This is a genomic window from Klebsiella sp. MBT K-1 (assembly GCF_002556465.1).
GTDB lineage: Bacteria > Pseudomonadota > Gammaproteobacteria > Enterobacterales > Enterobacteriaceae > Klebsiella > Klebsiella grimontii.
Genome location: NZ_PDEL01000028.1, coordinates 21,838 through 34,252, shown reverse-complemented (window position 1 = coordinate 34,252; position 12,415 = coordinate 21,838). Strand labels below are relative to the sequence as shown.

Below are 12,415 nucleotides of genomic sequence, written 5' to 3'. Positions count from 1 at the left end.
GCGATGGACGACGGTCTGCGTTTCGCAATCCGTGAAGGTGGCCGTACCGTTGGCGCGGGCGTGGTTGCTAAAGTTCTCGGCTAATTGCTGATAACATTTGACGCAATGCGCAATAAAAGGGCATCATTTGATGCCCTTTTTGCACGCTTTCACACCAGAACCTGGCTCATCAGTGATTTTTTGGGTCATAATCATTGCTGAGACAGGCTCTGAAGAGGGCGTTAAGTCCGAAACGCAGCAGAGCATTTCGGTTTGGTCGCCTCGCATCTCATGCGGGGTGAAGTTATTTGTCTGAATTCTTGTGACAGGTTGGTTTATGAGTGCGAATACCGAAGCTCAAGGGAGCGGGCGCGGCCTCGAAGCGATGAAGTGGACAATCGTAGTCGTGCTGCTGGTCGTGGCCATCGTCGGCAACTTCCTTTATCGTGACATTATGCTGGCAGTGCGTGCGCTGGCTGTAGTGATTCTGATCGCTGCAGCGGGCGGTGTCGCGCTGTTAACGACAAAAGGTAAGGCGACAGTCGCCTTCGCTCGTGAAGCGAGAACCGAAGTCCGCAAGGTGATCTGGCCGACTCGCCAGGAAACGTTGCATACCACGCTGATTGTTGCCGCAGTGACAGCCGTAATGTCACTGATCCTGTGGGGACTGGATGGTATTCTGGTTCGCCTGGTATCCTTTATCACTGGCCTGAGGTTCTGAGATGTCTGAAGCTCCTAAAAAACGCTGGTACGTCGTTCAGGCGTTTTCCGGTTTTGAAGGTCGCGTAGCTACCTCGTTGCGTGAACATATCAAATTACACAATATGGAAGAGCTGTTTGGCGAAGTCATGGTGCCGACCGAAGAAGTGGTCGAAATCCGCGGCGGCCAGCGTCGTAAAAGCGAACGCAAATTCTTCCCGGGCTACGTGCTGGTCCAGATGGTGATGAACGACGCGAGCTGGCACCTGGTGCGCAGCGTACCGCGCGTGATGGGTTTCATCGGCGGTACGTCTGACCGTCCGGCACCGATCAGTGACAAAGAAGTCGACGCGATCATGAACCGCCTGCAGCAGGTTGGCGATAAGCCGCGGCCGAAAACGCTGTTTGAGCCGGGTGAAATGGTTCGCGTTAGCGACGGTCCATTTGCCGACTTTAACGGTGTGGTTGAAGAAGTGGACTACGAGAAGTCTCGTCTGAAAGTGTCCGTTTCTATCTTCGGTCGTGCGACGCCGGTTGAACTGGACTTCGCTCAGGTAGAAAAAGCCTAACAGCCGATCAAAAAAGCAACGTTTTAATCGTTGCATGAGGCGCGGAATTGACATACAATTTCGCGCCTTTTGTTTTTATGGGTCTGATTCCCATAAAGCGATATTTATCACGGGGAGCCTTTTCAGGCGCTACACCCAAACGAGGAAATTTACATGGCTAAGAAAGTACAAGCCTATGTCAAGCTGCAGGTTGCAGCTGGTATGGCAAACCCGAGTCCGCCGGTTGGTCCAGCACTGGGTCAGCAGGGTGTGAACATCATGGAATTCTGCAAAGCGTTCAACGCAAAAACTGAATCCCTGGAAAAAGGTCTGCCGATCCCGGTTGTTATTACCGTTTACGCTGACCGTTCTTTCACCTTCGTTACCAAAACTCCGCCGGCAGCAGTTCTGCTGAAAAAAGCGGCTGGTATCAAGTCTGGTTCCGGTAAACCGAACAAAGACAAAGTAGGTAAAATTTCCCGCGCTCAGCTGCAGGAAATCGCGCAGACCAAAGCTGCCGACATGACTGGTTCCGACATTGAAGCGATGACTCGCTCCATTGAAGGTACTGCACGTTCCATGGGCCTGGTAGTGGAGGATTAAGAAATGGCTAAACTGACCAAGCGCATGTCCGTGATTCGTGACAAAGTTGATGCGACCAAACAGTACGACATCAACGAAGCCATCTCTCTGCTGAAAGAACTGGCTACTGCTAAGTTCGTTGAAAGCGTTGATGTTGCCGTTAACCTCGGCATCGACGCTCGTAAATCTGACCAGAACGTCCGTGGCGCGACCGTACTGCCGCACGGTACTGGCCGTTCAGTTCGCGTAGCCGTATTTGCCCAGGGCCCGAACGCTGAAGCAGCTAAAGCTGCTGGCGCAGAGCTGGTAGGTATGGAAGATCTGGCTGACCAGATCAAAAAAGGCGAAATGAACTTTGACGTTGTTATTGCTTCCCCGGATGCAATGCGCGTTGTTGGCCAACTGGGCCAGGTTCTGGGTCCGCGCGGCCTGATGCCAAACCCGAAAGTGGGTACCGTAACGCCGAACGTTGCTGAAGCGGTTAAGAACGCTAAAGCAGGTCAGGTTCGTTACCGTAACGACAAAAACGGCATCATCCACACCACCATCGGTAAAGTGGATTTTGACGCTGATAAACTGAAAGAAAACCTGGAAGCTCTGCTGGTTGCGCTGAAAAAAGCGAAACCGACTCAGGCTAAAGGCGTGTACATCAAGAAAATCAGCATCTCCACCACCATGGGTGCTGGCGTTGCCGTTGATCAGGCTGGTCTGAGCGCTTCTGCGAACTAAGATTAGCTTTACGTGGGCGGTGAATTTGTCTACAATCTTACCCCCACGTTTGTTAACGAAAGTTAGCAGATAAAAAGATTTGTTCGTTGGAGCCTGGCCTATCCAAGCCTCCGTCGAAGACCGCAGGTGTTTCGCAAGAGACTTAATGCCCTGCGTAGACGGTGACAGAACGCTAAGATTATTTTTGGATACTCTGGCTTGTTTCTGCTCACCGTATTAAGACGCTCTTCTCTTTGAGTCGAGTGAAGTGAGTTCCAGAGCATGAGCTCTGGCAAACATCCAGGAGCAAAGCTAATGGCTTTAAATCTTCAAGACAAACAAGCGATTGTTGCTGAAGTCAGCGAAGTAGCCAAAGGCGCGCTGTCTGCAGTAGTTGCGGATTCCCGTGGCGTGACTGTAGACAAAATGACTGAACTGCGTAAAGCAGGTCGTGAAGCTGGCGTATACATGCGTGTTGTTCGTAACACCCTGCTGCGCCGCGTCGTTGAAGGTACTCCTTTCGAGTGCCTGAAAGACACGTTTGTTGGTCCGACCCTGATTGCATACTCTATGGAACACCCGGGCGCTGCCGCTCGTCTGTTCAAAGAGTTCGCGAAAGCGAATGCAAAATTTGAGGTCAAAGCCGCAGCCTTTGAAGGTGAGCTGATCCCGGCGTCGCAAATCGACCGCCTGGCAACTCTGCCGACCTACGAAGAAGCAATTGCACGCCTGATGGCAACCATGAAAGAAGCTTCGGCTGGCAAACTGGTTCGCACTCTGGCTGCTGTACGCGATGCGAAAGAAGCTGCTTAATCGCAGTTGTCTTTGTAAAGCATTCGCTTACGTATAAACTTATTCTGATATTCAGGAACAATTTAAATGTCTATCACTAAAGATCAAATCATTGAAGCAGTATCCGCTATGTCCGTAATGGACGTTGTTGAGCTGATCTCTGCAATGGAAGAAAAATTCGGTGTTTCCGCTGCTGCTGCTGTAGCTGTAGCTGCTGGCCCGGTTGAAGCTGCTGAAGAAAAAACTGAATTCGACGTAATTCTGAAAGGTATCGGCGCTAACAAAGTTGCCGTTATCAAAGCAGTACGTGGCGCAACTGGCCTGGGTCTGAAAGAAGCTAAAGACCTGGTAGAATCTGCTCCGGCCGCTCTGAAAGAAGGCGTGAGCAAAGATGACGCTGAAGCACTGAAAAAATCTCTGGAAGAAGCTGGCGCTGAAGTTGAAGTTAAATAAGCCAACCTTTCCGGTTGCAGCCTGAGAAATCAGGCTGATGGCTGGTGACTTTTTAGTCACCAGCCTTTTTGCGCTGTAAGGCGCCAGTAGAATTTCACACTGTTTGACTGCTGGTTGTCCTGACAATGCTTGTTTCTATAGACGACTTAATATACTGCGACAGGTTAGGGTTCCTGAGCTGTGTAAATCGCAATGAAATGGTTTAAGCGTGATAGAAACAGGTATTGCGGAAAGTGTTCCATTTTCCGGTCAACAAAATAGTGTTGCATAAAAAACTGCCTTATGTGGGCAGATGGGTCGACTTGTCAGCGAGCTGAGGAACCCTATGGTTTACTCCTATACCGAGAAAAAACGTATTCGTAAGGATTTTGGTAAACGTCCGCAGGTTCTGGACATACCTTATCTCCTTTCTATCCAGCTTGACTCGTTTCAGAAGTTCATCGAGCAAGATCCTGAAGGGCAGTATGGTCTGGAAGCAGCTTTCCGTTCCGTATTCCCGATTAAAAGCTACAGCGGTAACTCTGAGCTGCAGTACGTCAGCTACCGTCTGGGCGAACCGGTTTTTGACGTTAAAGAATGTCAGATCCGCGGCGTGACCTACTCGGCACCGCTGCGCGTAAAACTGCGTCTGGTGATCTACGAGCGCGAAGCGCCGGAAGGCACCGTTAAAGACATTAAAGAACAAGAAGTCTACATGGGCGAAATTCCGCTCATGACCGACAACGGTACCTTCGTTATCAACGGTACCGAGCGCGTTATCGTTTCTCAGCTGCACCGTAGCCCGGGCGTCTTCTTTGACAGTGACAAAGGTAAGACCCACTCTTCCGGTAAGGTCCTGTATAACGCACGTATCATTCCTTACCGTGGCTCCTGGCTGGACTTCGAGTTCGACCCGAAAGACAACCTGTTTGTCCGTATTGACCGTCGTCGTAAGCTGCCGGCTACCATCATCCTGCGCGCGCTGAATTACACCACTGAGCAGATCCTTGACCTGTTCTTCGAGAAAGTGGTCTTTGAAATTCGCGATAACAAGCTGCAGATGGAACTGGTTCCGGAGCGTCTGCGCGGCGAAACCGCCTCCTTCGACATCGAAGCGAACGGTAAAGTGTACGTTGAGAAAGGGCGTCGCATCACCGCACGTCACATTCGCCAACTGGAAAAAGACGATATCAAACATATCGAAGTTCCGGTTGAGTACATTGCGGGCAAAGTCGCCTCTAAAGATTATGTCGACGAATCTACTGGCGAGCTGATCTGCCCAGCGAACATGGAGCTGAGCCTGGATCTGCTGGCTAAGCTGAGCCAGTCTGGCCATAAGCGTATCGAAACGCTGTTCACCAACGATCTGGACCACGGTCCGTACATGTCTGAGACTGTACGCGTCGACCCGACCAATGACCGTCTGAGCGCGCTGGTAGAGATCTACCGCATGATGCGTCCTGGTGAGCCGCCGACTCGCGAAGCGGCTGAAAGCCTGTTCGAGAACCTGTTCTTCTCCGAAGACCGCTACGATCTGTCCGCGGTTGGTCGTATGAAGTTCAACCGTTCTCTGCTGCGCGACGAAATCGAAGGATCCGGTATCCTGAGCAAAGAAGACATCATCGAAGTGATGAAGAAGCTCATTGATATCCGTAACGGTAAAGGCGAAGTCGATGATATCGACCATCTCGGCAACCGTCGTATCCGTTCCGTAGGCGAAATGGCGGAAAACCAGTTCCGCGTTGGCCTGGTGCGCGTAGAGCGTGCGGTGAAAGAGCGTCTGTCTCTGGGCGATCTGGACACCCTGATGCCTCAGGATATGATCAACGCCAAGCCGATTTCCGCAGCAGTGAAAGAGTTCTTTGGTTCCAGCCAGCTGTCTCAGTTTATGGACCAGAACAACCCGCTGTCTGAGATTACGCACAAACGTCGTATCTCCGCACTCGGCCCGGGCGGTCTGACCCGTGAACGCGCAGGCTTTGAGGTTCGAGACGTACATCCGACCCACTACGGTCGCGTATGCCCAATCGAAACGCCTGAAGGTCCGAACATCGGTCTGATCAACTCCCTGTCCGTGTACGCACAGACTAACGAATACGGCTTCCTTGAGACGCCGTATCGTAAAGTGACCGACGGTGTTGTAACCGACGAAATTCATTACCTGTCTGCTATCGAAGAAGGCAACTACGTTATCGCTCAGGCGAACTCCAACCTGGATGACGAAGGCCACTTTGTAGAAGATCTGGTTACTTGCCGTAGTAAAGGCGAATCCAGCTTGTTCAGCCGCGACCAGGTTGACTACATGGACGTATCCACCCAGCAGGTGGTTTCCGTCGGTGCGTCCCTGATCCCGTTCCTGGAACACGATGACGCCAACCGTGCATTGATGGGTGCGAACATGCAACGTCAGGCCGTTCCAACTCTGCGCGCTGATAAGCCGCTGGTTGGTACCGGTATGGAACGTGCTGTTGCCGTTGACTCCGGTGTAACTGCGGTTGCTAAACGTGGCGGTACCGTTCAGTACGTGGATGCTTCCCGTATCGTTATTAAAGTTAACGAAGACGAGATGTACCCGGGCGAAGCAGGTATCGACATCTATAACCTGACCAAGTACACCCGCTCGAACCAGAACACCTGTATCAACCAGATGCCGTGTGTCTCTCTGGGCGAGCCAATTGAGCGCGGCGACGTGCTGGCTGACGGCCCGTCCACCGACCTCGGTGAACTGGCGCTCGGTCAGAACATGCGCGTAGCGTTCATGCCGTGGAACGGTTACAACTTCGAAGACTCCATCCTCGTTTCCGAGCGTGTTGTCCAGGAAGACCGTTTTACCACCATCCACATTCAGGAACTGGCGTGCGTGTCTCGTGACACCAAGCTGGGGCCGGAAGAGATCACTGCCGACATCCCGAACGTGGGTGAAGCTGCGCTCTCTAAACTGGATGAATCCGGTATCGTTTATATCGGTGCGGAAGTGACCGGCGGCGATATTCTGGTTGGTAAGGTTACGCCGAAAGGTGAAACCCAGCTGACGCCGGAAGAGAAACTGCTGCGCGCGATCTTCGGCGAGAAAGCGTCTGACGTTAAAGATTCTTCTCTGCGCGTACCAAACGGTGTCTCCGGTACCATTATCGACGTTCAGGTCTTTACCCGCGACGGCGTAGAAAAAGACAAACGCGCGCTGGAAATCGAAGAGATGCAGCTCAAACAGGCTAAAAAAGACCTGTCTGAAGAACTGCAGATCCTCGAAGCCGGCCTGTTTGGACGTATCTACGCGGTGCTGGTCTCCGGTGGTATCGAAGCTGAGAAGCTCGACAAGCTGCCGCGCGATCGCTGGCTGGAACTGGGCCTGACCGACGAAGAGAAGCAAAATCAGCTGGAACAGCTGGCTGAGCAGTACGACGAACTGAAACACGAGTTCGAGAAAAAACTCGAAGCGAAACGCCGCAAAATCACTCAGGGCGACGATCTGGCACCGGGCGTGCTGAAGATTGTTAAAGTGTATCTGGCCGTTAAACGTCAGATTCAGCCTGGTGACAAAATGGCAGGTCGTCACGGTAACAAGGGTGTTATCTCTAAGATCAACCCGATCGAAGATATGCCTTACGATGAAAACGGCACGCCGGTAGACATCGTACTGAACCCGCTGGGCGTACCGTCTCGTATGAACATCGGTCAGATCCTGGAAACCCACCTGGGTATGGCTGCGAAAGGTATTGGCGAGAAAATCAACGCCATGCTGAAACAGCAGCAGGAAGTCGCCAAACTGCGCGAGTTCATCCAGCGTGCCTACGATCTGGGTACCGACGTTCGTCAGAAGGTAGATCTGAACACCTTCACTGACGAAGAAGTTATGCGTCTCGCTGAAAACCTGAAAAAAGGTATGCCGATCGCAACGCCGGTCTTCGACGGTGCGAAAGAGTCTGAAATCAAGGAGCTGTTACAGCTTGGTGGCCTGCCGACTTCCGGCCAGATCACCCTGTTCGACGGTCGTACCGGTGAGCAGTTCGAGCGCCAGGTTACCGTTGGCTACATGTACATGCTGAAACTGAACCACCTGGTTGATGACAAAATGCATGCGCGTTCTACCGGTTCCTACAGCCTGGTTACTCAGCAGCCGCTGGGTGGTAAGGCGCAGTTCGGTGGTCAGCGCTTCGGGGAGATGGAAGTGTGGGCGCTGGAAGCATATGGCGCGGCATACACCCTGCAGGAAATGCTCACCGTTAAGTCTGATGACGTGAACGGCCGTACTAAGATGTATAAAAACATCGTAGACGGCAACCATCAGATGGAACCGGGCATGCCGGAATCCTTCAACGTACTGTTGAAAGAGATTCGCTCGCTGGGCATCAACATCGAACTGGAAGACGAGTAACTCTCGCTCAAACAGGTCACTGGTGCCGGGGTAAGACCCGGCGCCAGATTGTGCTAACTCCGACGGGAGCAAATCCGTGAAAGACTTATTAAAGTTTCTGAAAGCGCAAACTAAAACCGAAGAGTTTGATGCGATCAAAATTGCTCTGGCATCGCCAGACATGATCCGTTCATGGTCTTTTGGTGAAGTTAAAAAGCCGGAAACCATTAACTACCGTACGTTCAAACCTGAGCGTGACGGCCTTTTCTGTGCGCGTATTTTCGGGCCAGTAAAAGATTACGAGTGCCTGTGCGGTAAGTACAAGCGCCTGAAACACCGCGGTGTGATCTGTGAGAAGTGCGGCGTTGAAGTGACCCAGACTAAAGTGCGCCGTGAGCGTATGGGCCACATCGAGCTGGCGTCTCCGACCGCCCACATCTGGTTCCTGAAGTCTCTGCCGTCCCGTATCGGCCTGCTGCTCGATATGCCTCTGCGCGATATCGAACGCGTGCTGTACTTCGAATCCTATGTGGTTATCGAAGGTGGTATGACCAACCTGGAACGCCAGCAGATCCTGACTGAAGAGCAGTATCTGGATGCGCTGGAAGAGTTCGGTGACGAATTTGACGCGAAGATGGGTGCGGAAGCTATCCAGGCCCTGCTGAAGAGCATGGATCTGGAGCAAGAGTGTGAAACTCTGCGCGAAGAGCTGAACGAAACCAACTCCGAAACCAAGCGTAAGAAGCTGACCAAGCGTATCAAACTGCTGGAAGCGTTCGTCCAGTCTGGCAACAAGCCGGAGTGGATGATCCTGACCGTTCTGCCGGTACTGCCGCCAGATCTGCGTCCGCTGGTTCCGCTGGATGGCGGTCGTTTTGCGACTTCTGACCTGAACGATCTGTATCGTCGCGTCATTAACCGTAACAACCGTCTGAAACGTCTGCTGGATCTGGCCGCGCCGGACATCATCGTACGCAACGAAAAACGTATGCTGCAGGAAGCGGTTGACGCCCTGCTGGATAACGGTCGTCGCGGTCGTGCGATCACCGGTTCTAACAAGCGTCCTCTGAAATCTTTGGCCGATATGATCAAAGGTAAGCAGGGTCGTTTCCGTCAGAACCTGCTCGGTAAGCGCGTTGACTACTCCGGTCGTTCGGTTATCACCGTAGGTCCATACCTGCGTCTGCATCAGTGCGGTCTGCCGAAGAAAATGGCGCTGGAGCTGTTCAAACCGTTCATCTACGGCAAGCTGGAGCTGCGTGGCCTCGCCACCACCATCAAAGCCGCGAAGAAAATGGTTGAGCGCGAAGAAGCTGTCGTTTGGGATATCCTGGACGAAGTTATCCGCGAACACCCGGTACTGCTGAACCGTGCACCAACTCTGCACCGTCTGGGTATCCAGGCATTTGAGCCGGTACTGATCGAAGGTAAAGCTATTCAGCTTCACCCGCTGGTTTGTGCGGCATACAACGCCGACTTCGATGGTGACCAGATGGCTGTTCACGTACCGCTGACGCTGGAAGCCCAGCTCGAAGCGCGTGCGCTGATGATGTCTACCAACAACATCCTGTCCCCGGCGAACGGCGAACCTATCATCGTTCCGTCTCAGGACGTTGTACTGGGTCTGTACTACATGACCCGTGACTGTGTTAACGCCAAAGGCGAAGGCATGGTGCTGACTGGCCCGAAAGAAGCTGAGCGTATTTACCGCGCTGGCCTGGCCTCTCTGCATGCGCGCGTTAAAGTGCGTATCACCGAATACGAAAAAGATGAAAACGGCGAGTTCGTTGCGAAAACCAGCCTGAAAGATACGACCGTTGGTCGTGCCATTCTGTGGATGATCGTACCGAAAGGTCTGCCTTTCTCCATCGTCAACCAGGCGCTGGGTAAGAAAGCCATCTCCAAGATGCTGAACACCTGCTACCGTATTCTGGGCCTGAAACCGACCGTTATTTTTGCGGATCAGACGATGTACACCGGCTTTGCTTATGCAGCGCGTTCAGGTGCATCCGTTGGTATCGATGACATGGTCATCCCGGAGAAAAAATACGAGATCATCAGCGAAGCGGAAGCAGAAGTTGCTGAGATTCAGGAGCAGTTCCAGTCTGGTCTGGTGACCGCGGGCGAACGCTACAACAAAGTTATCGATATCTGGGCTGCGGCGAACGATCGTGTATCCAAAGCGATGATGGACAACCTGCAAACTGAAACCGTTATTAACCGTAACGGCGAAGAAGAGCAGCAGGTCTCCTTCAACAGCATCTACATGATGGCCGACTCCGGTGCGCGTGGTTCTGCTGCACAGATTCGTCAGCTTGCCGGTATGCGTGGTCTGATGGCGAAGCCGGATGGCTCCATCATCGAAACGCCGATCACCGCGAACTTCCGTGAAGGTCTGAACGTACTCCAGTACTTCATCTCCACGCACGGTGCGCGTAAAGGTCTGGCGGATACCGCACTGAAAACGGCGAACTCCGGTTACCTGACTCGTCGTCTGGTTGACGTCGCGCAGGACCTGGTCGTCACTGAAGATGACTGCGGCACCCTGGAAGGCATCACCATGACCCCGGTTATCGAGGGTGGCGATGTTAAAGAGCCGCTGCGCGATCGCGTTCTGGGTCGTGTGACTGCTGAAGACGTTCTGAAGCCGGGTACGGCGGACATTCTGGTTCCACGCAACACGCTGCTGCACGAGCACTGGTGCGATCTGCTGGAAGAGAACTCCGTTGACTCCGTCAAGGTACGTTCCGTTGTATCCTGCGACACCGACTTTGGTGTATGTGCCCACTGCTACGGTCGTGACCTGGCGCGTGGCCACATCATCAACAAAGGTGAGGCTATCGGCGTTATCGCGGCACAGTCCATCGGTGAGCCGGGTACACAGCTGACGATGCGTACGTTCCACATCGGTGGTGCGGCATCTCGTGCGGCTGCTGAGTCCAGCATCCAGGTGAAAAACAAAGGTAGCATCCGTCTGAGCAACGCGAAGTCGGTTGTGAACTCCAGCGGCAAACTGGTTATTACTTCCCGTAATACCGAGCTGAAGCTGATCGACGAATTCGGTCGTACCAAAGAGAGCTATAAAGTGCCTTACGGCTCCGTTATGGCTAAAGGTGATGGCGAGCAGGTTGCCGGCGGTGAAACCGTAGCAAACTGGGATCCGCACACCATGCCGGTTATCACGGAAGTGAGTGGTTTCGTCCGCTTCACTGACATGATTGACGGCCAGACCATTACTCGTCAGACCGACGAGCTGACCGGTCTCTCTTCTCTGGTGGTTCTGGATTCTGCAGAGCGTACCACTGGCGGTAAAGACCTGCGTCCGGCGCTGAAAATCGTTGATGCTCAGGGCAATGACGTTCTGATCCCTGGCACCGATATGCCTGCGCAGTACTTCCTGCCGGGTAAAGCGATTGTTCAGCTGGAAGATGGCGTACAGATCAGCTCTGGTGACACCCTGGCGCGTGTACCGCAGGAATCTGGCGGTACCAAGGACATCACCGGTGGTCTGCCGCGCGTTGCGGATCTGTTCGAAGCACGTCGTCCGAAAGAGCCGGCAATCCTGGCTGAAATCAGCGGCATCATTTCCTTCGGTAAAGAAACCAAAGGGAAACGTCGTCTGGTTATCACCCCGGTAGACGGTAGCGATCCGTACGAAGAGATGATTCCTAAGTGGCGTCAGCTCAACGTGTTCGAAGGTGAACGTGTAGAACGTGGTGACGTGGTTTCCGACGGTCCGGAAGCGCCGCACGACATTCTGCGTCTGCGTGGCGTGCATGCTGTGACGCGTTACATTGTTAACGAAGTTCAGGACGTATACCGTTTGCAGGGCGTTAAGATTAACGATAAGCACATCGAAGTTATCGTTCGTCAGATGCTGCGTAAAGCGACCATCGAAAGCGCCGGTAGCTCCGACTTCCTGGAAGGCGAACAGGTTGAATACTCTCGCGTTAAGATTGCAAACCGCGATCTGGAAGCGAATGGCAAAGTGGGGGCAACATTCGCCCGCGATCTGCTGGGTATCACCAAAGCGTCTCTGGCAACCGAATCGTTCATCTCTGCCGCATCGTTCCAGGAGACCACGCGTGTCCTGACCGAAGCAGCCGTAGCGGGTAAACGCGACGAACTGCGTGGCCTGAAAGAGAACGTTATCGTGGGTCGTTTGATCCCGGCCGGTACCGGTTATGCGTATCACCAGGATCGTATGCGCCGTCGCGCAGCGGGCGAGCTGCCAGCAGCGCCGCAGGTCAGCGTGGAAGAAGCTTCTGCCAACCTGGCAGAACTGCTGAACGCCGGTCTGGGCGGATCTGACAACGATTAA

General features: G+C 53.3%; 9 protein-coding genes. All 9 read left to right on the top strand.

Annotation, left to right across the window (positions count from 1 at the left end; translation table 11 throughout):
• The coding region (locus tag CMQ96_RS27365) for a hypothetical protein (protein ID WP_000740160.1) at nt 1-84 on the top strand (84 nt) is incomplete at its 5' end.
• A gap of 232 nt (nt 85-316) precedes the next feature.
• Nucleotides 317-700: a preprotein translocase subunit SecE gene (gene secE / locus CMQ96_RS27355; RefSeq protein WP_004097638.1), complete on the top strand. Its 384-nt coding sequence runs from the start codon at nt 317-319 to the stop codon at nt 698-700.
• 1 nt (nt 701) lies between these two features.
• A complete protein-coding gene (nusG, locus tag CMQ96_RS27350) occupies nt 702-1,247 on the top strand; it encodes a transcription termination/antitermination protein NusG (RefSeq protein WP_002438628.1) in 546 nt (181 codons plus the stop codon).
• A gap of 153 nt (nt 1,248-1,400) precedes the next feature.
• The gene (rplK, locus tag CMQ96_RS27345) at nt 1,401-1,829 is read left to right on the top strand and encodes a 50S ribosomal protein L11 (protein WP_004097640.1); all 429 of its coding nucleotides are present in this window, start codon (nt 1,401-1,403) and stop codon (nt 1,827-1,829) included.
• 3 nt (nt 1,830-1,832) lie between these two features.
• Complete coding sequence (gene rplA, locus CMQ96_RS27340; RefSeq protein ID WP_004097642.1) at nt 1,833-2,537, top strand: 50S ribosomal protein L1; 705 nt, start codon at nt 1,833-1,835, stop codon at nt 2,535-2,537.
• Nucleotides 2,538-2,831: 294 nt separating this feature from the next.
• Nucleotides 2,832-3,329: a 50S ribosomal protein L10 gene (gene rplJ / locus CMQ96_RS27330; RefSeq protein WP_004097644.1), complete on the top strand. Its 498-nt coding sequence runs from the start codon at nt 2,832-2,834 to the stop codon at nt 3,327-3,329.
• Between the two features lie 66 nt (nt 3,330-3,395).
• Nucleotides 3,396-3,761, top strand: coding sequence for a 50S ribosomal protein L7/L12 (rplL, locus tag CMQ96_RS27325; RefSeq protein WP_004097645.1), 366 nt, complete (start codon nt 3,396-3,398; stop codon nt 3,759-3,761).
• A gap of 325 nt (nt 3,762-4,086) precedes the next feature.
• A complete protein-coding gene (rpoB, locus tag CMQ96_RS27320) occupies nt 4,087-8,115 on the top strand; it encodes a DNA-directed RNA polymerase subunit beta (protein ID WP_024360687.1) in 4,029 nt (1,342 codons plus the stop codon).
• A 76-nt stretch (nt 8,116-8,191) separates the two neighbouring features.
• Nucleotides 8,192-12,415: a DNA-directed RNA polymerase subunit beta' gene (gene rpoC / locus CMQ96_RS27315; protein WP_004127580.1), complete on the top strand. Its 4,224-nt coding sequence runs from the start codon at nt 8,192-8,194 to the stop codon at nt 12,413-12,415.

Coding starts and splice junctions, on each gene's coding strand:
- secE (WP_004097638.1), top strand. CDS start 317: ATGAGTGCGAATACCGAAGCTCAAGGGAGCGGGCGCGGCCTCGAAGCG.
- nusG (WP_002438628.1), top strand. CDS start 702: ATGTCTGAAGCTCCTAAAAAACGCTGGTACGTCGTTCAGGCGTTTTCC.
- rplK (WP_004097640.1), top strand. CDS start 1,401: ATGGCTAAGAAAGTACAAGCCTATGTCAAGCTGCAGGTTGCAGCTGGT.
- rplA (WP_004097642.1), top strand. CDS start 1,833: ATGGCTAAACTGACCAAGCGCATGTCCGTGATTCGTGACAAAGTTGAT.
- rplJ (WP_004097644.1), top strand. CDS start 2,832: ATGGCTTTAAATCTTCAAGACAAACAAGCGATTGTTGCTGAAGTCAGC.
- rplL (WP_004097645.1), top strand. CDS start 3,396: ATGTCTATCACTAAAGATCAAATCATTGAAGCAGTATCCGCTATGTCC.
- rpoB (WP_024360687.1), top strand. CDS start 4,087: ATGGTTTACTCCTATACCGAGAAAAAACGTATTCGTAAGGATTTTGGT.